Annotated in this window: 15 protein-coding genes and 2 pseudogenes; all 17 read right to left on the bottom strand. The window is 58.1% G+C overall.

Features of this window, described 5'->3' with window-relative positions; all coding sequences use genetic code 11:
• Position 1 precedes the first annotated feature (1 nt).
• The 17 genes and pseudogenes from AB1576_09270 to AB1576_09190 all read right to left on the bottom strand — a co-directional run bounded on the left by AB1576_09270 (position 2) and on the right by AB1576_09190 (position 22,550).
• Positions 2-2,038, bottom strand: a complete 2,037-nt coding sequence (locus AB1576_09270) for a hydantoinase/oxoprolinase family protein (GenBank protein MEW6081944.1) — start codon at positions 2,036-2,038, stop codon at positions 2-4.
• A gap of 62 nt (positions 2,039-2,100) precedes the next feature.
• Positions 2,101-2,655 (bottom strand): XRE family transcriptional regulator, encoded by a 555-nt coding sequence (locus tag AB1576_09265; GenBank protein MEW6081943.1) that lies wholly within the window; start codon positions 2,653-2,655, stop codon positions 2,101-2,103.
• Positions 2,656-3,119: 464 nt separating this feature from the next.
• Positions 3,120-4,214: pseudogene (gene hemW, locus AB1576_09260) on the bottom strand (radical SAM family heme chaperone HemW).
• Positions 4,215-4,240: 26 nt separating this feature from the next.
• On the bottom strand, positions 4,241-6,055 hold the full coding sequence (lepA, locus tag AB1576_09255) for a translation elongation factor 4 (GenBank protein ID MEW6081942.1): 1,815 nt from the start codon (positions 6,053-6,055) through the stop codon (positions 4,241-4,243).
• Between the two features lie 155 nt (positions 6,056-6,210).
• The gene (locus AB1576_09250; protein ID MEW6081941.1) at positions 6,211-6,462 is read right to left on the bottom strand and encodes a hypothetical protein; all 252 of its coding nucleotides are present in this window, start codon (positions 6,460-6,462) and stop codon (positions 6,211-6,213) included.
• 58 nt (positions 6,463-6,520) lie between these two features.
• Complete coding sequence (locus AB1576_09245) at positions 6,521-7,636, bottom strand: stage II sporulation protein P (GenBank protein ID MEW6081940.1); 1,116 nt, start codon at positions 7,634-7,636, stop codon at positions 6,521-6,523.
• A 103-nt stretch (positions 7,637-7,739) separates the two neighbouring features.
• Positions 7,740-8,066 carry a phage holin family protein gene (locus AB1576_09240; protein ID MEW6081939.1) on the bottom strand — a complete coding sequence of 109 codons (327 nt, stop codon included), beginning with the start codon at positions 8,064-8,066 and terminating at the stop codon, positions 7,740-7,742.
• A 1,083-nt stretch (positions 8,067-9,149) separates the two neighbouring features.
• Positions 9,150-9,935 carry a putative hydro-lyase gene (locus tag AB1576_09235; GenBank protein MEW6081938.1) on the bottom strand — a complete coding sequence of 262 codons (786 nt, stop codon included), beginning with the start codon at positions 9,933-9,935 and terminating at the stop codon, positions 9,150-9,152.
• 215 nt (positions 9,936-10,150) lie between these two features.
• Positions 10,151-11,071, bottom strand: a complete 921-nt coding sequence (locus tag AB1576_09230) for a glycyl-radical enzyme activating protein (GenBank protein MEW6081937.1) — start codon at positions 11,069-11,071, stop codon at positions 10,151-10,153.
• A gap of 54 nt (positions 11,072-11,125) precedes the next feature.
• A complete protein-coding gene (locus AB1576_09225) occupies positions 11,126-13,513 on the bottom strand; it encodes a glycyl radical protein (GenBank protein MEW6081936.1) in 2,388 nt (795 codons plus the stop codon).
• A 389-nt stretch (positions 13,514-13,902) separates the two neighbouring features.
• Positions 13,903-15,098, bottom strand: a pseudogene (locus AB1576_09220) (dihydroxy-acid dehydratase).
• 270 nt (positions 15,099-15,368) lie between these two features.
• Entirely contained in the window at positions 15,369-15,950 is a 582-nt protein-coding gene (locus AB1576_09215; protein ID MEW6081935.1) for a DUF1847 domain-containing protein, read from the bottom strand.
• A 68-nt stretch (positions 15,951-16,018) separates the two neighbouring features.
• Positions 16,019-16,720, bottom strand: a complete 702-nt coding sequence (locus AB1576_09210) for a cyclase family protein (GenBank protein MEW6081934.1) — start codon at positions 16,718-16,720, stop codon at positions 16,019-16,021.
• Between the two features lie 5 nt (positions 16,721-16,725).
• A complete protein-coding gene (locus tag AB1576_09205) occupies positions 16,726-17,940 on the bottom strand; it encodes a DUF401 family protein (GenBank protein MEW6081933.1) in 1,215 nt (404 codons plus the stop codon).
• 9 nt (positions 17,941-17,949) lie between these two features.
• Positions 17,950-19,155, bottom strand: a complete 1,206-nt coding sequence (locus AB1576_09200) for a DUF401 family protein (protein MEW6081932.1) — start codon at positions 19,153-19,155, stop codon at positions 17,950-17,952.
• Positions 19,145-20,383, bottom strand: a complete 1,239-nt coding sequence (locus AB1576_09195) for an MFS transporter (protein ID MEW6081931.1) — start codon at positions 20,381-20,383, stop codon at positions 19,145-19,147. The genes AB1576_09200 and AB1576_09195 overlap by 11 nt, the downstream gene beginning before the upstream one ends.
• A 313-nt stretch (positions 20,384-20,696) precedes the next feature.
• Entirely contained in the window at positions 20,697-22,550 is a 1,854-nt protein-coding gene (locus AB1576_09190; GenBank protein MEW6081930.1) for an aldehyde ferredoxin oxidoreductase family protein, read from the bottom strand.
• Between the last annotated feature and the right edge of the window lie 6 nt (positions 22,551-22,556).

Genomic DNA, 22,556 nt, shown 5'->3' with positions numbered 1-22,556 from the left:
TTCACTCCACCTCCACAGCGCTGACCAGCAGGCTGCCAAAACGGTCGATCTTGACATGGTAGCCCGGAGGGACCACAGTGGTCGCCGTGAACTCCTCAATGATTGCGGGCCCCAGGAAAGCATGCCCCGGCCCAAGATGGTCCCTCGCAAACACCCCGGCTGGCAGGGAAAGGCCTCCGAAGACAATGGGCATGACAGCCCTGGGACGGGGTTTAGCCTCAGAAGCCGGGGCGACAGGCTGCACGCCCGTGGAAATGCTCCCAATGCCAACTACCCGGAGGTTGACGATCTCAGCGGCACCCTTTGGGCTGCTATGGCCATAAATCTGCTTGTGCCTTTGGTGGAAGTAATCTGTCATGGAGGCCACCGAACCGGCCCCCAGCCGGCCCTCCGGCACCGGCACGTTCACCGTGTACTCCTGGCCAACGTACCGCATGTCGGCGGTCCTTGAGAAGGCCGTCTGGTCACCGGTGATTCGCTGGCACGTGAGAACGTCCCCGACCCTTTGTTCCATCCTGAAGTAGAGGGACTCCATCAGATGGGTGTCGGCTTCTTCCACAGGTTGCACCAGCGTCAGCACCTCATCATGCCTGATGTCGCTTTGGAGCATACCCCAGGCCGAGAAGGCTCCGGGGAATCTAGGTACCAGGACATGACTGATCCCTAGAAGCTGGGCGATGAACACGGCGTGCATGGGCCCAGCGCCACCGAATGCCACCAGGGTGAACTCTCGAGGATCGATGCCCTTGCGAATGGTGATGGTACGGATGGCATCAGCCATCTTCGCGTTGACCACTTCGCATATCCCCTCGGCCGCCTGTTCGATGCTGAGGCCGAGCTGCCCGGCTATCGACGCGACGGCCTCCACCGCCCTGTGCTTCGAGAGCCGCATGTTGCCTCCAAGGAAGTGATCTGGATCGATGCGCCCGAGTACCACATTGGCATCAGTGACCGTGGGAAGGGTGCCACCCCTGCCGTAACAGGCCGGGCCTGGCTGAGCACCGGCACTCTGGGGCCCGACCCGGAGGCCACCCCCTTCGATCCATGCGATAGAGCCGCCTCCAGCGCCGATGGTGTGAATGTTCACCATGGGCGTAAGGACGGGGAAACCCTGCAGGTTTGTCTCAGTGGTGACGTCGGCGTGACACTCTATGACCATGGTGACGTCGAAGCTGGTGCCGCCCATATCCATACCAATGAGGTTTCCCGTCCCCATAGCCCTTGCCAGCGAGGCGCCGCCAACGGCTCCGCCCACAGGGCCGGACAGCAGGGTTTGAATGGGGTGGGCCCGGGCGACCTCCGCTGTCATCACACCCCCGTTGGAGCGCATTATGTATAGCGGCTCCTCCATGCCCCCCTCCCTCACCTTGCTCTCAAGCCGGGAAAGGTATCTCTCAACGATCGGGGCGATGTAGGCGTTCAGGACGGTAGTGCTCGTCCTCTCGTATTCCCGCCACTCCCTGGCAACCTGATGCGACAGGGATAGCGAGACTCCCGGCAACTCCTCTTGGAGCACGCTTCCCAGGAGCTCCTCATGAACGGGGTTCTTGTACGCGTGAAGGAGACTGATGGCAACAGAATCGTAGCCGCCGGCCCTGAGCCTGGCGGCGAGCTCCCGCGCGTCAGCCACGTCTAGGGAGACGCTCACAGTGCCATCGGAGAGCACCCGTTCCCTTACCTCAAACACATCCCTGCGCCTGACCAGTGCCTTGGGCTTATGGTAGTGAACGTTGTACATGTCAGGCCGGTTCCCCCGGGCGATCTCGTAGATATCCCGGAAGCCGCTGGTGGTAATGAGGGCCACAGCCGCCCCTTTGCGCTCCAAGAAGGCGTTCAAACCCGCTGTGGTGCCATGAACGCAGAAACCGATGGCGGAAAAACCCTGCACGAGCTGGGCTAGCCCCTCGAGCACCCCTGCGGAGAGGTCCGAGGGTGTGGTGGAGACCTTGCCGGTATGGTATTCCTGGGTCTTTTCATTGTAGAGGACGAAATCAGTAAAAGTGCCACCGATATCCATCGCTGCGCGGAACCTCTTCACCAGATCCATCCCCCCTGAAAGGTACCTGCGCCATCTCATCCGGGATCCTGCCAGCGGCCGGCCTAAAACAACTTGGGCGTGCTCACGGCCACAACCTTGACAGGGCTGTCCGTACGGTTTTCCCAGTTGTGCGGGATCTGGGAAGCAAGATGGATGGTATCCCCATCTACCAGCTGGAACTCCTTGTCCTCCACTAGGACAGTGAGGGTGCCTTCCAAGACGAGCACGAACTCCTCCCCTGGATGGCTGTAGGGCTCGACATGAGAGTACCCCGGCAAGAGGGTGATCATCAGGGGCTCCAGCACCCTGCCGGCAAAACCCGCCGCAAGGCTGCTGTATATCCAGTCCTGAGTCACCTCCATCCGGAATTCGGTCCGTTCCCCTGGCCGGGTGACCCGCACGCCGTTGGTCGCCAGGCTTGGAGCCGGGAAGAAGTAAGACAGCTCGACATCCAGCGCCGTGGCAACCTTTTGCAGCGAAGTGATGGTCAGCGAGGCGATCCCCCGCTCGGCCTCGGAGATGAAACTCTTGGAAAGGCCTGTTTGGGAGCTGAGGTCCTCCAGAGTGAGACGCCTTTGTTGCCTCAGGTCCCGGATTCTCTTCCCGATCTCCCGCATTTCGAGCCTCCAAGGATTAGTGTCAGGACCCATCACCAGTAGGTCTGAGGGATATTCGCCGTGACCGAACAGGATTCCTCCTGGGTGAAACACGTACCGGCGCTTCGCGTAGGGTAGGAGAAGCTCCTTCGAGGAACCAGGCCCAGGTAGGGTTCTTACAACGCCGCGACCAGATGAGGCTGTCCCGTCTTGACACCTGCGAAGAAGCGTTGCGGCCCGCCTGCCGTGAACATCACCGTCATGACAATCCAGATTGCCGGGGTAAGGGGGCCCCCAGGAACAGGTTCCCGGGGAACTCCCCAAATGAAGCCCCCGGCAGCACGTGATAGGCATGGGTGAGCGCGAAAGGTGCTGCCAGCGGTGCCGCGATTGATCAAAGCCTGAACCCCTTCCCTCCCCCGGGTGTTCCGTGCCTAAACCTGCTGGCCGGCGAGTCTTCTGCCCGCGATGGAATGCGGGTGGGACTAGACAAAATACATGAACACTCGGTTGGCCAAGGCAAAGCCCCGCCGGGTAAGCCTCAAGGCTCCAGGGGTCATTTCCGCCAGCCCCTGTGACACCAGGTCACCCGTGACACCCGGATAGGCCTGGTCCAGTGACACACCGTGTCTTTCCCTGAAGGCATCCAGGTCAAGCCCCCTGGTGGTCCGGAGGGCGAGGATCACCGTTTCCCCCAGCTGCTGCCTAGGGCTCAAAACCTCTTCGCCTGCCACCCACTCGCCCAGCCGGACCCCCTCCACATATGAGGCCGGCAGCGCGAGATTCCACCACCGTCTCGGGCCCCTGTGGGAGTGAGCGCCAGCCCCCAGTCCCACGTAGTCCCGGTTCAGCCAGTACGCCATGTTGTGCCGGCAAGCCCGGCCGGGAACGCAGTAGTTGGAGATCTCGTAGCGATGGTATCCGCTGTTTTCAAGATACCTTCCCAGAAGCCACTCCATCTGCTCCTGCACATCCTCCCCTGGCAGGACAAGGCGGCCGAGACCGATGTCTTCATGGAAGGGTGTTCCCTCCTCGACCTTGAGCGGGTAGACAGAGATGTGCTCTACACCGAGAATAAGTATCCGTTCAAGGGTGTGCCTGAAGGAATCCAGGGTCTGACCCGGGAGCCCCATCATCAGGTCCACGCTGATGTTGTCAAAGCCCTCATTCCTTAGCACTTGAAAACAATTGAGGGCATCCTGGGCCGTGTGTATCCGACCCGCCAGGCGCAGCACCTGGTCATCCAGGGACTGGACACCCAGGCTGATGCGGGTTGCTCCTGCCTGCCGGAGGATACGAGCCTTGCTGCTGTCCAGGGTGCCCGGGTTGGCTTCCACCGTGACCTCGGCGCCCACCGGCAGCACGAAGACCTGAAGGACCTCCTCCAGCAGCCTGCGGAGGTAGAGGGCGGGGAAACATGTGGGGGTCCCACCCCCGAAGTAGGCGGTAAGGACAGGGCCTTCTCCCTGGCGGTGCCTGGCTTCCTGGATGAGAGCATCAAGGTACGGTTCTACCAGGTCAGGGCATAGGGGATAGGAATTGAAGTCGCAGTAGGGGCACTTCCTAAGGCAGAAGGGAACGTGAACATAGACCCCCGGGCCCGAGCCTACTTCCTCTCGAGAACCGCCATGAAGGCCTCCTGGGGGATCTCCACGTTCCCCACCATCTTCATGCGCTTCTTGCCCTCTTTCTGCTTCTCCAAGAGTTTTCTCTTCCGGGTCACGTCTCCGCCGTAGCACTTGGCCAAGACATCCTTCCTGGCAGCCTTCAGCGTCTCCCTGGCAATCACGCGGGACCCCACCGCCGCCTGGATGGGCACGTCGAACAGGTGCCTGGGAATGAGCCTCCTCAGCCGGTCAACCAGGTCTCTCCCCTTTGCCTGGGCGTCATCCCTGTGTACCACAACACTGAGGGCATCCACGGGCTCGGCGTTCACCAGGATGTCGAGTTTCACCAGGGAGGCCTCCCGGTAGCCGGCAAACTCATAGTCCAGGGAGGCATACCCCCTGGTCTTTGACTTGAGCTGGTCGAAGAAGTCATACATGATCTCTCCCAGGGGGACCTCGTAGGTGAGAACCACCCTCTCAGGGGACAGGTACTCCATGTTCAGGTATCCCCCCCTCCGTGCCTGGCACAGCTCCATGACAGGGCCCACGAAGTCCGAGGGTGCGATAATGGTGGCCTTCACAATGGGCTCTTCGAAGACCCGGATGTCCCCAGCCGGGGGAACGCTGGAGGGGTTGTCTATCTCGAGGGTTTCGCCCCTCTCGGTAAGGATCCGGTAGACCACGTTGGGTGCCGTTGTAAGAAGCCTGAGCCCGTATTCCCTCTCCAGGCGCTCCCTGACAATGTCCATGTGGAGCAAGCCAAGGAACCCGCAGCGGAAACCGAACCCCAGGGCGTCTGAGGTCTCACCCTCAAAGCTCAGGGCCGCGTCATTGAGCTGGAGCTTCTCCAGGGCATCCCTGAGGAGCGCGAAGTCACTGCTGTCCACAGGGTAGATCCCGCAGTAGACCATGGGCTTCGCCGGCCGGTAGCCAGGCAGGGGGACCTGGGCGCCTCCAGTGGCCAGGGTGATGGTGTCTCCAACCCTGCAATCGCGCACTTTTCTGATACTCGCGGCGATAAACCCCACGTCGCCCACGGAGAGCACCCCAACAGGATCGGGGTGCGGCCGGAAGACCCCGACATCGGAGACCTCGTGCACACGCCCCGTGGACATCAACCTTATGTGCTGGCGGGGCCTTATCTCGCCATCCATTACCCTGATGTAGGCGATGACACCCCGGTATGAGTCGTAGTGAGAGTCAAAGATGAGGGCCCTGAGGGGATCAGCGGGGGATCCTTTGGGTGGGGGTATCCTGTGGATCACAGCCTCGAGCACCTCGCGAACACCGGTACCCTCCTTGGCGCTCACGGAGAGCACGGAACCGGGATCAAATCCGATGACCTCCTGGATCTCCCGGATCACCCGGGCGGTATCAGCGTTGGGCAGGTCTATCTTGTTGACGACGGGTATGATCTCCAGGTCGTGCTCCATGGCCATGTAGAGGTTGGCTAGGGTTTGCGCCTCGATGCCCTGGCAGGCATCCACCAAGAGGAGCGCACCCTCGCAGGCAGCCAGGCTCCTGGACACCTCATAGGTGAAGTCAACGTGGCCAGGTGTGTCAATGAGGTTGAGGTTATACGTAAAACCGTCCAGTGCCGTGTAGGAGAGCCTCACCGCCTGGGCCTTGATGGTGATTCCTCGCTCCCGCTCCAGATCCATCTGGTCCAGGAACTGCTCCTCCATTTTCCTCCCAGGGACAGCGTGGGTGCATTCAAGCACCCTGTCGGCCAGGGTTGACTTGCCGTGGTCAATGTGGGCGATTATGCAAAAGTTCCTGGTGAGGGACTGCGCCCCCGTGGCGTCACTGGCCATGTCTGTGGGTTTCCCCCTGCTCGGGCCTGGATTTCTCTACAATTATAGCATTGGGCCATGGGGGCTTCAATAAGAAGGGGAAACTACCCGTGGGGGCCAGGCACAACACACCCGCCCTGTGACGCGGCAAGGGTAGAAAAGGTGAGAGTCCCGTGCTAGCGGAACTGGAACTTGGAGAGTGTGTTCACCAGCCTTTCCACAGCCTCGCGCGCTAGAGTCCAGAAGCGCTCCAAGTACGCGCCATCAAGGGGGACCTCCAGCTGCCGGGTATAGGCGGGACCCACCATTTGTGCTACCCTGGCCTCGGCTAGGGTCAATGCCGCAAAGACGCCGGCAATCGCTGTGGAGAGGATGAGAAGGTAGGGAAGTCTGCTGGGACCTCCCTTTTGGCTGTGAGCTCCCTTCATCGCTGGATGCCCCCTTTCCACCTGGTAATGGTGCCCACAAACCCCGCCGGGTATTCCCTCAGGGCAAATCCCCGTACTCCACCATCCTCGCCAGGGTTTCCGCCAGGATCTCCGCGGTGTAGAGACACTCATCCAAGGTATTCTCCACGCCGCCCACCTCTAGCAGGAGAGCGCCCGGCGACAGGTGCTGGTTGTACCGGTCGCTCTTGGGGTATATCCCGAGGCTCAGGCCAGGGTAGCTGTGCTCCATGTGCCTGACGAGATCCAGCGCGAATTCGTAGTTCCTCTTCCATTCAGGATGCGGCAGTCGCTGGTCCGTTCCGAGCACCACCATGACCCTGGCGGCCTGCCTGCCCAAGAAGGAGATAGTGGTGTCCTTCCTGGGCCTGGCATCCCGGTGTATGTCCAGGAGCACTCTGAGGGATGGATTGTCCGCCATCATCTGCTCGGCAGTGGTGAGGGACCGCAGGTAGGCTCCAAGCTTGCCAGGGTCATCATGAATCACCGTGCTGTGAACAACCGCGATGTCGTGCTGGTCCAGGCACTGGGCCAGGTGTCTCCCTATCTCTACCACTGTTATGGACATGTCCCAGGAGTGAGCATCGTCGTAGTTGGTGGAGAGCGGGTGCATGTCTGGAAGGAACGACTCCCTGGCGTGGGTGTGGTAGATGCCCACCAGGGGTTCGCCCAGGACACTGCGGGTTCTCTCCGGTTTCTTCACCTCCTCGGAAATAGGAGGGGGCGCGGTGACCGGCGTATCGGGTACCGGTGATGCCCACCCCGAGGCGGGCGAGGAGAAGAGGGCGGGAAGGGCAGCCCGCAGGATGCTTCCTGGGTCTCTCGGGTCCACACCTGCCAAGGCCTGCAGCGCCATCTCTCCAGCCCGGGGAAGGACTGCCTCATCACTCCCTTCGAACCATTGCGTCAGGCCTGGGAGGGTCGACAAGAGTGAGACCCGGGGGTAGTCCAAGGCTGCCAGGAACTCCCTGTACTTTGAAGGGGCTCTGGCATCTTCCACCGGGCTGAAGACTGGGAGCGCAGGCTCCTGGGGCAGCAGCACACGAGGGTCTAAGGCGAAGCCCATGGCAAGCACAACGACAATAATGTAGGCCAAGACCATCTTGGCCTTAGGCCTCCATTTGAACCGCCGCAGGCTCAATCTGCGAAAGACCACTCCAGTCACCACCTGGAGACCGATTCACAGGACATCTATATGCTCCGGGTGGCACAAAGATGAAATGGCCCCGGCCGGAGCCGGGGCCGAGTGGATGCCTTCCCTACCTCAAGGCTGTGGGCACAAAGGCATCCACGAGACCGATTACCACCGCGGCCAGCAATGCTCCCAACACCGTCACGCTCATGGTGGGAACAAGGAACTGGGCCAGGAAGATGACTACAGCGGCGGCAATGAAGCCGGTGATGCCGCGGCTCTGGGGAGATGCCTTTTCTCCCAGGAGTAGTTCTGCCAGGTAACCAAGGACCGCGATGGCCACGGCCGCGATAAGGGCGTTGACGAAGCCAGCGATCTGGAAACCCGGGAGAAAAGTACTCATGACCAGAAGGACCAAAGCCGATACGATGAAGCGCACGACAAGCCTGAACACCATCACTTCACCTCCTGTCCTCGAATTGGCATTGCTCCTATAAGATTGCCCAAGGCCTATAAGTATATTCCATCTTGAGGTGAAGCGCAGGCCGGGCTATCGAGTCGCAATACTTCCAATGGCTAGGTTGCCCTCTATAGCGTTTGTATTCGTAAGATTGCGAAGGGATGCCATGGCCGAAGAGACCCTCAAAAGGTGGACATCGGGAGAAAGCGAAGTTGAGGAAGGTTTGCGAGGTTCCGGCGTGCGGCACCGGAGGTGCAGCACTTTTGAGGTCTCCCCCAAGGTCATGCGGAACCCAGGTGAAAGAGCAGGCCGGGCATAAGGGGCGCGCGGCTATAGATCCATGGACGTAAGAACCTTTCCTAGGGAGTCACGTTACGGTAAGCTTGGTACCGACGCCGCTTACAGCAATGTACATTCTCAGGGTACAGGCTGCGCCCTCTTGCCAGTACAACTTCCTCAGGCTAGAGGCACTTGCCAAGGTGAAGCCTGAGGCAGCACTTGGTGCAGCACTGTTCAACCTAGCGGCTCAGGTAGCGCTTGGACATGGAAGCCACGAGAGAGCAATCAGTGTCCACCATCCGATAATCGTTTGGAAAGTTGAAGCACCTTGGTGTCCCTGTTCGTGTGGACAGGACTACAATCAACGTACGATGGGGGCGCTCATGAGACAACAGGGACTCAACAGCTGTGAAAGTAGGGCTGGCTTCGATAATTTACCGTGTGTCTCTAGCCCCAATTGTCGGCAACATGGTTGCTTACCTCCGGATTTGGGGCTAGCTGCGTTGGCCCCAGTTTACGTCTGGGAAGCAGCAGAATGGTGGGCCCCCTGGTGGATCTAAACAGCCTGTGCTTAAGTCTTAGCCTTGTCGGCGCAAGCCTAGGCTTGGGTGTTTCCTGTGCTTCTTATGCCTCTTCAAGATCCAATTCAACTTGTTCGAGGGTCCGTTCGCCACCATGGCCGGACTATCACGATTAGCGGCAACATAGTCGCAGCAATAAGTATACCCCGTTGAGGAGTTGAAGTGCCATGATTCGATCACTTCGACAGTGCTGCGCTTCCTTCGTCAGGACTGCTATCTATACAGTCTTAGCAACTAAACCTCTATATGAGTAGTCGGTTATGAACATGTGCGCGGGGGCTTCCGTGATAAGCAGCTCAGGTTTTATTGTTCGGCCCAGCACCTGAACGGTAACCCCGCAGGCCCAGAATACGGGGATTTCTCCCGGCTTTATAGTCACTGGATCGCCAAAATCGGGCTTGTGGATATCCGCTATTCCCAAGGCTTCGGGGAAACCGACATGAACTGGCGCTCCGTGAGCCTTCGGCATCGCCCCTGTGATCTGAATGGCCTGGGAAACCATTTGGGAGGGTATCGGCCTCATAGTAACCGCCATATTGCCCCGGAATATGCCGGCCGGCATGCACTCTCTGTTGGTGATGAATATCGGCACTCTTTTCCTTTCTTCAACGTGCCTCAAAGGTATGCCGTGATCCGCCAGTTCGCCCTCAAAAGTGAAGCTACAACCCAGCATGAAGCCTACAAGATCGTCTCTCCAGTACTTAGTGATGTTGCTAGGTTCATCGATTAGGTCACCCTTAGCGTAGACCCTGTACCTTGGTAAGTCATGCCTTATGTCACTTCCCGGGGCTATATACCCCGCCTCTGGATTCCCTGGCTCAGTGACATCGACAACGGGGCAAGGTGCGGGATTGCGCTGGCAGAATAGCAGAAAGTCAAAAGCCAAGACCTTTGGCAAGATGGCTAGTCCCGTCTGCATGTACCCTTTTGCGCAACCAACGGTTGTACCAAACCATGTTCCCTCACGGATCCTCTGTCGAATTTCTCTCGGAGTCTCACTCACTTTGTCTTCCCCCTTAGAAGCAACTCTGCCCCATTATTCGCCAAATCAGTGGGCGAGGGCTTTGCCCCTCCCTATACTGAAGTCCCCTGCTATTCCGGTTTGCCAACCGCATCTTGCTCCCCTTGTGTGATATCCCAAAGGCTCCTAGTCTTGCCGGGCACTCATCAACCTGATACTGAAGCGGTTCGGGTGACCAAGAGATTACGAAAATCCTATCAGCCAAGAATGCATTCGAGTCCAGCTACCTCAATCAGTTTCTTGTGCTCCCAGAGATCCTCTATCGCCATGCACTTGACATCTGGTAATGCGTATTTCTTGCCAAGTCTTGGGTACTTCACCGAGCCATAATTGTGGTAGGGCAGAAGATTCATAGTCTTGAGCCCGAGGCTTTTTACATACCCCGCGGTGTTCATCAGGTTCTCCACCCCATCATTGAACCCCGGTATGACGGGCATCCTTACTAGAACCTTCGCTCCGTTCTCAACCAAGCGCGCCAGGTTAGCCAGTATGGTTTGGTTGGAGCGTCCGGTAAGCCGCTTGTGAGCAGAATCGTCCATGTGTTTCAGATCGTAAAGGAATAAGCCCGTATAGAGCAGAACGGTCTCTAGAACCTTCCACTCTGCGTAGCCGCAGGTTTCGATGGTAGTATGAAGGCCCTTCTCCGTAGCTGCCTTCAGGAGATCCGTGAGGAACTCCGGCCACACAGTGGGCTCCCCGCCACCAATTGTGAGGCCACCACCCGAGTGCCGGTAAAACACCTCGTCTCTTAGGACAACATCCATAACCTCAGATACAGTCATCCACTGTCCAACCGTCTTGCGCGCATTCGCGGGGCATGCAGTGGTACACGCCCCGCAAGTCTGGCACTTGGTCCTGTCAGTTGTCAGCTGGCCCGCGGGATCCTTGAAGATTGCCCCGTATTGACAAACCGCTGTGCAACCGCCACAATCACAGCAGTCATTCTCAAGAAAGATCATCTCTACTTGGCTGGTCAGGGACTCTGGATTGGCACACCAAAGACACCTGAGAGGGCATCCCTTAAGGAACACCAGAGTTCTTATTCCCGGCCCATCGTGGATGGCGAACCGCTCAATATCAAATACTACAGCACCTGCGGCGCAGGAGCCTACTTCCATGGGATCCCTCCTCACCCCGCACTGCTTTTGACCGCACGGCTGCCCCGGAGGCCTCTAGTTCATCTCCAGGTATTCCGTGCGCGCAATGATGTCGTCCTGCATCTCCCTAGAAAGGTGTACGAAGTAAGCGCTATAGCCGGCTACCCGAACCATCAGGGCCCCGTATCGTTCGGGATGCTCCTGTGCCCTTCTCAGGGTGTCGGCTGAGATTATGTTGAATTGTAGGTGAAAGCCCCCAAGTTCAAAGAAGGATTTCACCAAGGCGATCAGGTTATCGGTGCCCCGCTCCCCGTCCACAACTGATGGGTTAAACTTCATGTTATACAAAGTTCCTGCAGTGTGGTTTGCGTGGCGTATCTTGGCCACTGACTTGAGCGCGGCCGTCGGGCCGTGGAGGTCAGTCCCACGCCATGGGGATACACCGTCCGCCAGGGGTTCACACATCTTTCGCCCGTAGGGAAGTGCCCCCACCACCGCACCGTGAGGTACATGGGACGCTACAGGGTAGAGAGCAGAAATGAACCTGCAGCCCCTCCGGCTACGGTATTTCTGGCACTCTCGAAAGCTGTGTTCGGTAACCTCCAAGGCGAACTGATCCACATCATTGTCATCATTGCCGTACTTTGGTGCCTCGTTCATCAGGGACAGCCTTAGGGTCTCGTACCCTTCAAAGTTGGCGGACAGAGCATCCAAGAGGTCCTCCATGCTTACCCTTTTCTCGTCAAAAACAAACTTCTTAACAGCTGCGAGGGAATTGGATACATCCGCGACTCCTGTTCCCAGGAAAGCGGGCCCCGCGTTATATCTGGCGCCACCCATGGTTATGTCAAGGCCTCTCTTCACGCAGTCCTCTATTGTGGTGGAGCCAAAGGGCATGGGGCAGAATAGCTCGTGGGCCTCCTCGCAAATGACCGCCGCTGTTGCAAGATGCTTGATGAAGAAGCTGATTTGATCAAAGACAGCCCGTTTGAACTGGTTAAACGAGTTGAAGTCCCTGGGATCTCCTGTCCTTGCCCCTACGTACTCCCCGCTGAGCCTGTGATACCCGTCAAACAGGGCGAATTCCACCGCGGAACCGAAGTTGTAGTGTCCCCCGTCACTCCACTGGGCCATCTTCCCAGCGGCGTTTGGTTCCACACAGCCCACGATAGCACAGTCTCTGGCATCTTCCAGCGACACGCCCTTAAGTAGCATCATCTGGATTGTGGCTTTATCGTTGTGGATGGCGGGAAAGCCGTCCCCCAGCTTCACCAGATCGAATACTTTAACAAGCAAGTCGCGGGGCGTATCGTCGTGAACCCTAACGGAGAGTGAGGGCTGGAACAGCCTCACGTTCATGGAGGCCTGGACACACATGTAGGAGAGTTCGTTGGTGGCGTCAGACCCATCGTGCGTCACGCCACCCACTCCGAGGTTCAGGAAGGGATTATATCCTGCGAAGAACCGAGCGTCATCCTTGCTGTGGAGCCAGACTGCCTCAGATAGCTTTATCCACAGGCACTCGATTAATTCCTGGGCCTCTTCCTGGGTTATGCGCCCATCTTCCATATCTTTCCTAAAGTACGGGTACATGTACTGGTCAAAGCGCCCGGGCGAGTAGGCTGGCGCATTCACCTCCATGGCTAGTCCCATCTGAACGAACTGCACCATCTGCATGGCCTCATGAAATGTTCTAGGCGGGTTGCCGGGGACATGAAGGCATACGGATGCGATCCCCTCCAATTCCGCCTGTCGCCGGGGTTCTGTCTCTGATGCGGCCTGCCGCTGGGCTTCTTCGGCGTAGCGCTTCGCCAGGTGCACGATGCCCTCCGAAACGAGAACCACGGCTTCAAGGAAGTCCAGCCTATGTTTATGGGCAGGGTTCTCAGGATCATAGGCCTTCATGACCTCAAGCGTTTCATCCCTTATCGCGTTGAAGCCCTTGGGGAATACCACGTTCCCATATCCGGGTGACATCTCCCCCGGACCGTTAAAGGACTTAATTAGAACGTCACAGATATCAGTTCCCACTGCAAGCCTGCGCGTATCCTCCGGCACCTTGTCAAGGAACCACTCGTACAGAGACCTTCCTTTCCAGTAGGGAAGGATCTCTTCCCTGATAAGCCTCTTGGTCTCCTGGGCAACGTCGTACGGGTCCTGAGGCCTTGAGCTCATTGTGTCAAGTTCTTCTTCCACCCAGCCCCAGCAGATATCCGGGCAGAAGATGGCCATCCGTGGCCTGGAACCAGGGCTCCCCACCACTAGCTCATCGGGCCGAATGGCAATGGTCTTTGTTTCGCAGAGCCTCTTGAAGGCTTTGGCCTTTCTGATGATCATGGGCTCGCCTTCTGTCTCTCTGAACACTCTGGTAAACACAAGGGCCCTCTCCGCGCATAGACCTGGCTTGAGAGACAGGTGATCCTCTCGGAGTCTGGCAATGCGTTCAGTGCAGGCACGACTCATTGGCATCTCCCCCGTTTCTAGATAGTGACTACCTCGTCCGCCCTTCACTGTTGGATACGAGTGCAGCAGCGCGATTAGGACTATTCAGGAATGGTATGCTGTATGCTATGGCTTTGAGCAAGCGTTCCTTCCCTGGAGGACACTCGCCGAAATGTGACCCAATCCTGAGGCTCCGCTATCGAACTTGATGACATGTGGCATACCCTAAAGCATAGAGGAGACTCTGCGCAACCCTACTTGGGCGGGCACCTTACGAGCAAGCACAAGTCAAGGCCCGGCACCCAAAGTGGCCGCAGACATCACCTGGCTGAAGAACCTATTGGGGCATCCCCTGCGGTCACCGCCTTTGGCTTTCGCTTCTCGGTTGTCAGTATCGCTCGTTTGCGTGTCTATCCCATGACGCCTCCAGCAGTGATATTGATGTCTTCACCGCTGATGCTGGAACCCGCAGCCCCCGTCAGGTAGATCACCATATCAGCTACATGGTCTGGCCTAACCAAACGCTTCAGGGGGTAATCATAGAAGAGCCGCATGACCTCTTCCTCTGTGATCCCCTTCATCCTGGCCTGTTCCCTTACAACGCGCTCAGGTGCAATCTTTCCGCCTTTAAGCCCGGACATGGCCTCCTCAAGGCCCTCGAAGACTACCGCTGGCCCCTCGTGCACCATCATGTCGGGATTTACAGCTGACCGTTTCACGACAGAGCCCTCCGGGGCCAGGTTCCCCCTGAGCACGGTAATGCCACCATCCGTTCGAAAGGGGTTATCCCGAGCCCTTATGGTATCACGATCAAGCCAATCAGCACTGGCGGCCACTCTAAGAATGGGTCCCCTTACCGTCGAGGCATCTGATATCATGTCGCCAAGGGCTTTCAAGACCGCTGGCACACCTCCAGCATTGTGAGAATCGTCGATGGTAGCCGGCCAGACGGGCTCACCCGCACAAGACATGGTGTCTCATCGCTCAGTCTATCAATGGACACTAGATCGAGGCCCAGGTCTAGTTCGTTGGAGAGTGCCAAGAGGTGGAGCACCAGGTTGGTGGAGCCGCCGATGGCGAGCCCTACCCGGGCGGCGTTCTCTAGGGCTGCCCTTGTCAAGATCAGGCTGGGCCTTAAACCCTCATTGACCAGGCGGACCGCAAGTCGACCCGTCTCCAGCGCCTGCCGCATTTTGGCGGAGGATACCGCGAGGGTCGTAGTGGACTGGGGAAGCGCGAGCCCTAACGCCTCGGTGAGGCATGCCATGGTGTTGGCTGTCCCCATCATTGAGCAGGTCCCCAGGGTGGGGCAGGATGCCTCTTCGATGCGTGTCATCTCCTCAAGGGTCATCTCGCCGGCAGCACAGCGTGCGGAATACTCACGGGTGCTGGAGAGGGTCAGTTTTCTACCATCGTACGAGCCCGCCATCATTACTCCCGCAGGGAGAAAAACCGCAGGTATGTCCACGCGAGCCGCAGCCATGATCATGGCAGGGGTTATCTTGTCACAACTAGACATCACTACTACCCCGTCGAGCCTGTGCGCCTCCAGCATTATCTCGACAGAGGCACATATAATCTCCCTGCTGGGAAGTATATAGCGCATACCCAGGTGCCCTTGGGCAAGGCGTCACAAGCGGCGATGGTGTTGAACTCCAGGGGGACCCAACCTGCCTCAGATACTCCTCTCTAACGGCATCTGCCAGTGACCGTAGGTGCCTGGACCTCGGAAGAAGGTCGTTCCAGGAGTTTGCGATGCCAATAAGATGCCAATAAGGGATTTGTATCTGTCCTGGCACTTAGCCCTATGGAATAGAGAAGCGCCCTGTGAGTCACCCTTTCGGAGCCCTCCCACAGCTCGAGGCTCCTTCGTCTCTCACTCATGTCCATCACCTCCCCCAGCACCATGGGAGAGGAGCTTCTTACCAAAGTAACTGTGGTGACAGTAGAGGGCACCGGCTGGGTTATGGGCGAGGACCCTGTCCTTTGCGATGAGAACGGTAACAGGCGCTTCCGAGAACCTCATTACCAGGGTATCGTGTCCGACACAAAGTCCTATCAGGACATTGAGATCCGTACCTGCCTTGTTCAGAAGGAGCGCCTGGGCCACCGGGTTGCAGGCGGCCTCAAATCCGCCCTTATGTATCTTCTCGTCGTCCTTGAGCCCCCACTCGGACTTGTCTCGCCGCCCAGTCTTACAGGCCACTGAACGCACCTCGAAGCCGTTGGCCTCAAATAGTGCCTGACACATAGCAGCCTCCCTGCGGAGCCCTACGCAAAACGCTATCCCCAACCTTTGAAACCCTGCTCCCCTGGAGAACTCCATGACCTCCTCAACACGGGTCCATTCGCAGTACCCTGCCGCCTCAGTTCTGGCAGCGCTGAGTGCAATTCTCCTCACAGTGGGATTAGAATACTTGTCAAAGGCAGCATTGTAGAGTTCTTCTTCCCGGCGCATGGGGCAATCTTCTGGAGCCTTTTCCGGCTGCCCCTCCCTGCATACGAATACCTTGCACTTGCCACAATTCACCCTATCACACTCCCCTTTTTCTCAGTCAATTCCCTAACGGCGACTGCCCTCAGGGGGGATCCAGTGAGGCCCTGGATCCTCAAAGGCAGCCCGATGAAGATGAAGGGCTCCTGTCCCAGAATACCAAGATTGACCAGGCTTTCCACCACAGGGATACCCGCCCCAAGGAGCGTCATGTGAGCAGGAAACGCCCGGTCTTCAATGTCATCTACCACGGGTAGATCCACCCCTACGCACCTGGGTTTCAATGAGAGCAGGAATCGCGCCGCGTCACCCGAAAGGCCCTTCGTTTGGAAAAACCCTCCCTCACCCCATGCCTCGCGGCTGCATCGCACCAGTATTACCTTGTCTTTAGGCTCCAAAGCCACCTTCCCAAGGGCGTCTTCCAGATCCCTGGTCAGAACGGGCGTGCCTGGAGGTCGTAGGGAGGCGTCGCACAGGATACCATCGCCCATCAGTCTCTCCAGCGGTATTTCGGCAACATCCGCAGCCCCCTTGCAGAAATCGACAGGGGCATCCACGTGTGTCCCGGCGTGGTCTGACAGGATTAGTGTCTTCGTCATGTTACCTTCACAGGGCAGGGAGAACCGGTAGCGGGATGCCGAGTAGTCCGAATGTTCCAGCACAATCGTACGGGGGAGATGCCCCAGGGTGCAGAACCCGTCATGCATTTTCAGGGTAAGGTCTATTATGTCCAACATTCTCACCCTTTTGTAAGAACTAGGAAGACGAGAACCGTCCCAGCTAGCGCAGCCACGATGCTCCAGACGTACTTTCCGAACACCGGAAGGAAGTCCGTCTTGAAATAGGTGTTGGAAAACACCTGGCACAAGTGAATAGGACTCATGAAATAGAAAACAGAACCCGTTACGTAGGCAAGACCCCAGTGGGCTAGAGCCTTGGAATCTGCCGGCACCAGGGGCATGAGAACGGGAAACCCTATCCCTACAGTGGCGGTCATATCACCAGTGACGAACCCCAAGACCGCAGGAGCGGCAACCAGGAGAAACCCCTGGGGCAGGCCAGCTGCAAGAAGACATTCCAGGGCCGTCTCCAGAAGATGAGTTCCAGACAGGGCATACTTGAACAACATGATGGAAATCATGGTGAGGGCTATATGATAATCTACCATCCGCCAAACCGCTTCTAGGCGGAAGTCCTGTGGCCTTTGCCCCACCAGGAGGGCAACGCCGGCGCCCGCAAGGAGTGAAAGAGGCAGGCTCAGCCTGAACACCATGAAGAGCCCTATGCCCACCCAAAGGGGAGATGCCGCTTTGAGAAAGCGCCCAAAGGATCCAGGGGCAACGCTCTCTCCAAGTGCACCCGCGCCTCGCGGCAGAAGGGTAAGGCATCCCACCGCTAGGGAAACCATGACTGGGAACGTGTTGTGCGCGATAAGGGAACTAATGCTGAGGCCTGTGAGCCTTGAGGCAAGTACTAGGGGAGGAATATACGGAAGGAGCATCCTCACCATGTGCCTAAACACTAGGTTAGCCGCAGATTTCTCCACGGGTGTCATGCCCAGGCGATCCCCGTAGCAGTCCGCCAGCGGGGCCGTGAGCATGGTTCCGGCGTGACCGGGCATTGCGCCTACGAGCATAGTAATGCCCATAATGCCCGCCCTGTTGCCTTTGAGGACGCTTTCAAGACCAACTACCATCTCGTCTATGAGACCGAACTCCTTAACGACCCGCCCGAGTATGGTCACTGCCAGACCGGTGAAGACAAGATCCCAAGTTGTGGCATCGGCGAGGGCCGTTGTCGCTGTGCTCAGGGCATCACCGAGACTGTTTGAGGTGCCAGTCAGAAGAACCGCGACGCCTGCAAGTAACGACGAGCTGAGACGCACTCCCTTGAGCACCATCCCTATTATGGTCGCGAAGGATATGCCCACCATGACAAGGCCTAGCGCTTCCACGCTAATCACCTACCCGACAAGGAAGAAGATGATAAAGGCTATCCCAAGTCCTGAAGCCAGAGCAGGCCAGTACTGGGAGAAGACCGCCCAGTGGTTCGCCCCGAAGAATTTATTGGAGAAAACCTGGCACATGTGCACGGGGCTTACGAAGTAGAAGCTGAAACTCAAAACGTAAAGAAGCGCCACGTAGGGCAGGGCTCCACTGGTGGCGGGCATAAGCGGAACAAGAATCGCGACACTAATGCCCACCGCCGCGGTCATGTCCCCAGTGGAGAAGCCTACTACCAGGGGCACTACCACTGAGAGAGCCATGTACGGCACCCCTGCCTCCATCAGTGCGCTGAAAGCCACGCTGAGTGTCGCTGTGGCCGCAAGCAGGTGGCGGTAAATCATTATGGCCATCATAGTGAGGGCCATACGATAGTCTGGTGCCCTCATCAACCACTCGATCCCAGTACCCGGAGGCTTCTGGCCAATGTGCCAAGCAATTGCGAGGCCGAGAAGAAGCGTAAGCGGAAGAGGTATTCCCAGGACCAAGAAGAGCAGGATGCTCACGAGGATGGGAGAGGAGAGTCTGAGGAGCCGCTTGATCTCTTTCACCCTATCATGGCAGAACTCCGGCACAGGCAACCCATCCCGCCCCAGGAGCGTGAGGTAAGCAACGCCCAGGATTGCGGCGGTGACCGGGAGAGTGTAGATGATTAGGTGCTGTATGGGAACCCCGGCTAGACGGGACGCCAGAAGCAGCGGTGGTATGTAGGGGAAAACCAGGTACCAGGCATGCCTGAACACCAAGTTCACGGCGGAGCGCCTCTCGGGGGAGAGACTACTCCCCAGGGACCCCACAAAGGGCGCAGAAATGATGGCTCCCCCCTGGACAGGCATGGCCCCGATTATCGCTGGCACCACGGTTAGTGCTAGCCTTGTGCTTCCCAGGACCGTGGCCAAGGATGCCACGAAGGGCTCGAGGATCCCAAAGTCCTTGATCATTCTGGCCAGGAGTGTCACCAGAGCCACTATTAGGGCCAGTTCCAGTGTAGTGGGGTCAGTGAGAGCGACTGCCGCCACTTCCAGATTGGCAAGAAAAGGCCTTCCAGAGGTTGCCGCGAGGAGGCTGGATCCAGCCAGCACGGCGAAGAGGAGGGGGACCCGGCGGGCGCCGAGCCCTATTATCAAGACAAAAGAAGCTAGGAGCCCAAGGAGTTCAAGATTCATAATTCAACCCTCTCCCGTATCGATGTGCGACCCAAGCCGACAACGCGGTGAGTACCCCTGTGATCAGGAAGACACCGTTCAGCTGGAGCCATTCCCCCAAGAAGCCGGAGAGCGCGGGGCCAAGAAACATGCCTAGACCGTAAACCGCCTGGAAAACGCCCATCCAGCTGGCCCGTTCCTCTTCTCGAGCTGACCGTATAGCCAGGGCCATTAGGGAGGGCATAACCATGCCCCTGCCGAAGCCACCGAGTGCTTGGACTAGGTAGAGGCTCAACATGTCTCCGGTAACAGGTAAGATCCCTATGGCCAGGGTGCTAAGACCAAATCCTGCCGTTACCACCCTCCATGGCTTCAAGCGTCCCAGGTTGCCACTTCCGATGATAAGTGCGGCCACTGCCTGTGGCAGAAGGGCCAGGAGGGAAAGAAGACCCAGCTGGGCGTCCGAAGCTCCCAGGCGGTCTGCCCATATGGGTGTGAACCCGAAGGCGGTTACCCATGTGCCATATTGGCAAAGCGCCGCTAGAATCGAGGGCACCAGCAGCGTGGGGGTCTTAAGCCTCCCTATCTGGACTAAGAAGGGCGGTCTCCCAACAGGAAGAGGTGTCTCCCTTACCAGGAGGATGGCCACTCCTCCCGCTAATGCCACAAATCCAGCAGTCAGAAATGGAAAACGTACCCCATACTCCTGCGCAAGGTACCCCCCAGCAGAGGTTGCTAGCATTTGACCCACTGACATGCCAGAACTCAGCTGGCCCATGGCCTTGGCTGAGCCATCCGCTCCAAAGAAAGAGGCGTAGAGTATGGTGAAGGCCACCCACATGGTAGCCGCCACACCCGAGAGACCCCGGAAGAAACCCAATGAGGCGGTACCGCGGGAGAGCCCCATTCCCAGGGCGCTCAGCGCTGAGATCCAGAACCCCATCACCACGAAGGGTTTCCTGCGCCCCAGCCGGTCCGAGAGTATTCCTAGAGGTATCCTGAGGATGAGCTGAGTCAGACCATAGAGGCTTATGACCACCCCTACGGTCCTCAGGGTGCCCCCGAGCCTCTCGGTGAAAGAGGGCAGGACCGGAACGTACAAGTACAGCGACACCCAGAACAGAAGTGTGCAGAGGATCAGATAGTGCCGCTGGGCACCCTCAGCTGCCGTTGGAACGCCCTCCTTGGCCCCCGGCGTACACCCAGATGCATTGCTCCGACCAGAAATGCTCCATTCCCTTCTCCCCATGTATCACTCGTCTTGTCAAGGACGGGATCCATCCTCGCCCTGTCACCCTTCTGAATGCTGATGCCCTGCATGGCGCCGGGCCGTAGGTCCAAAACAAAGCCCCACACTCCTCCCCTAAGACCAAGGGACCTCGGGGAAGGCACCCCGCAGTGACAGGGACCAGATCGTCCTAGGCCCGAACTCAGGAGTAACCATGACGTTGTTGGGTCTTGCTCCCTGAGCTCGCTGAACCGGTGTGAGAAGAGCCCCAGGCCAGTACCTCACACCGAGATCTCGATCTCTTCCCCTAGTCCCATCGCCTAGGCACCCTCTCTCAAGCACCTCTTGGAGGGGCATCATGTTCAAGGCCCAATTCCGCAAGTTTTCTCCTGGTGGGGCCACCATCAGCATCCCATCCCCTGGCCTTGTAGTACTCTTCCAGCATGGGCTCGAGATCCGGGACGAAATCTTTGGAGCCACCGTCAGCAAACCTGAGGGTAGCGATCCTGTGAGGTATCGTATCGTCCTTCCTAGATACCCCGTGCCTCATGTTGTATAGGCGCTTCAGGTTGAAGATCCTTTCTCCTGCCTGCAAGAACTCTTCCATCTCCATGTCCCATCCGGTGACGGCGCGCACCCACCCCAGTATGGAACTAGCAGGTACACAGGAAAAGAGGAACTGGCAGAGCTTGAGGGAGTTGAAGAGTTCCGAGTAGTTCTGTAGAAGAGCGGTCTTGGTGCCCTTTTCACCGGATTCCATCCTACCGAGCACCCTGGTATGGCCGATATCCGGGATAGTATAGCGTTCAAGGGCATGACTGTTGCCCCTGTGGCAGGCCCCGCGGTTGTGTGTGGCGTAGCCCACGGCTAGACTCGACATGGCCCTGGGGTCGTGGAAGGCTGGCTCGAGTCCCTTCACGTGGATGGCGAACCCTTCCGTACCCTTCCCCAGCTCCTCTGAAGCCTTTCTCACGCCACAGGCCAGAAGGTCACCGATCCCTTCCCGGAAGGCAATCTTCCGGACAAGGTCCAGGACCACAGAGGGATCCCCCCATCGGAGCTCTTGGCCGCCCGTATCACCCTTTGTCAGGAAGCCCTTCTCGTAGGCTTCAAGGGCAAAGGCAATTACCCCTCCTGCCGAGATGGTGTCTATCCCGTAGCGGTTGCATAGCTCGTTGGCCATGCATATCGCTTCGAGATCATTCACAAGACACAAGGAACCGAGCCCTGCTAGGGTTTCGTATTCAGGACCTCCACCGTCCACGCCCTTATAGGGGCCACTGTCTACCCGAACGGTACGTCCACACCCTATGACACAGCCCCGGCAGTAATAGCGCCCCACCAGCACCGTCTTGGCCATCCTCTCGCCACCAATGACTTCAGCGTCTTTCACCCAATCCCCGATCGTCCAGTTCTTCACAGGGAGGTCCGAGATAAGGGCGTTGCTGACCACACCCCCTGGAGTCCCCAGGAGCGTGTAGCGTTTCATCTTCTCTACGATGACCGGAGCCAGCCCTTTCACCGAATCTCCGAGTGCCTTTGGATCCGCTACCTTCGGTGAGTCCTTGCCGTGGACGGCTACGGCCTTTAGTTTCTTGGAGCCCATCACCGCCCCAAGGCCGGTCCGTCCAGCGGCGCGAGAGTGCTTGCCCTCATTCATCACACACGCAAAGGCAACAAGATTCTCCCCTGCCTGCCCAATCGATGCAACGCTGGCCTTCTTGTGTGTCTCACCCCGGATGATCTCGTCCACCTCAAAGGTGTCCTTCCCCCAGAGGTGGCCCGCGTCCCGTATCTCGACCTCACCGTCATGGACCCAAAGATAGACGGGGCTTTCGGCCTGGCCGGTAATCATCAGCCCGTCGTAACCCGCGAATTTCAGGAGTGCTCCCCAGTACCCTCCTGAGTCGGCCTCGCCAGCGATGCCCGTGAGAGGTGACTTCGCCACCACAGCGTAACGGCTGGATGTAATGGCCCTGGTCCCTGTCAGGGGTCCCGTGAAAAGCATCAACGGATTATCTGGTCCCAAGGGGTTGGTCTTTGGGCCGGTCTCATCTTGGAGCATCCTGGCCCCCAGTCCTCCCCCGCCTATGAAGCCCCGGAGTATTTCCTCATCGGGGCAAAAGGTCTCCACTCTCCTTCTTGTCAGATCGATCCTGGCGAACTTTCCAACGTATCCTCCTGGCACCCATAC

This window comes from Bacillota bacterium (assembly GCA_040754315.1).
Lineage (GTDB): Bacteria > Bacillota > Sulfobacillia > DUSP01 > JBFMCS01 > JBFMCS01.
The sequence above is the reverse complement of the archived record's forward strand: the minus strand, read 5'-3'. Positions and strand labels throughout refer to the sequence as shown.

Bases quoted from the DNA above. Each gene is read 5' to 3' on its own strand.
- AB1576_09265 (MEW6081943.1), bottom strand. From the start codon at position 2,655: ATGCGGGAGATCGGGAAGAGAATCCGGGACCTGAGGCAACAAAGGCGT.
- lepA (MEW6081942.1), bottom strand. From the start codon at position 6,055: ATGGCCAGTGACGCCACGGGGGCGCAGTCCCTCACCAGGAACTTTTGC.
- AB1576_09250 (MEW6081941.1), bottom strand. From the start codon at position 6,462: ATGAAGGGAGCTCACAGCCAAAAGGGAGGTCCCAGCAGACTTCCCTAC.
- AB1576_09230 (MEW6081937.1), bottom strand. From the start codon at position 11,071: ATGGAAGTAGGCTCCTGCGCCGCAGGTGCTGTAGTATTTGATATTGAG.
- AB1576_09225 (MEW6081936.1), bottom strand. From the start codon at position 13,513: ATGAGTCGTGCCTGCACTGAACGCATTGCCAGACTCCGAGAGGATCAC.
- AB1576_09215 (MEW6081935.1), bottom strand. From the start codon at position 15,950: ATGCGCCGGGAAGAAGAACTCTACAATGCTGCCTTTGACAAGTATTCT.
- AB1576_09200 (MEW6081932.1), bottom strand. From the start codon at position 19,155: ATGAATCTTGAACTCCTTGGGCTCCTAGCTTCTTTTGTCTTGATAATA.
- AB1576_09195 (MEW6081931.1), bottom strand. From the start codon at position 20,383: ATGGGGAGAAGGGAATGGAGCATTTCTGGTCGGAGCAATGCATCTGGG.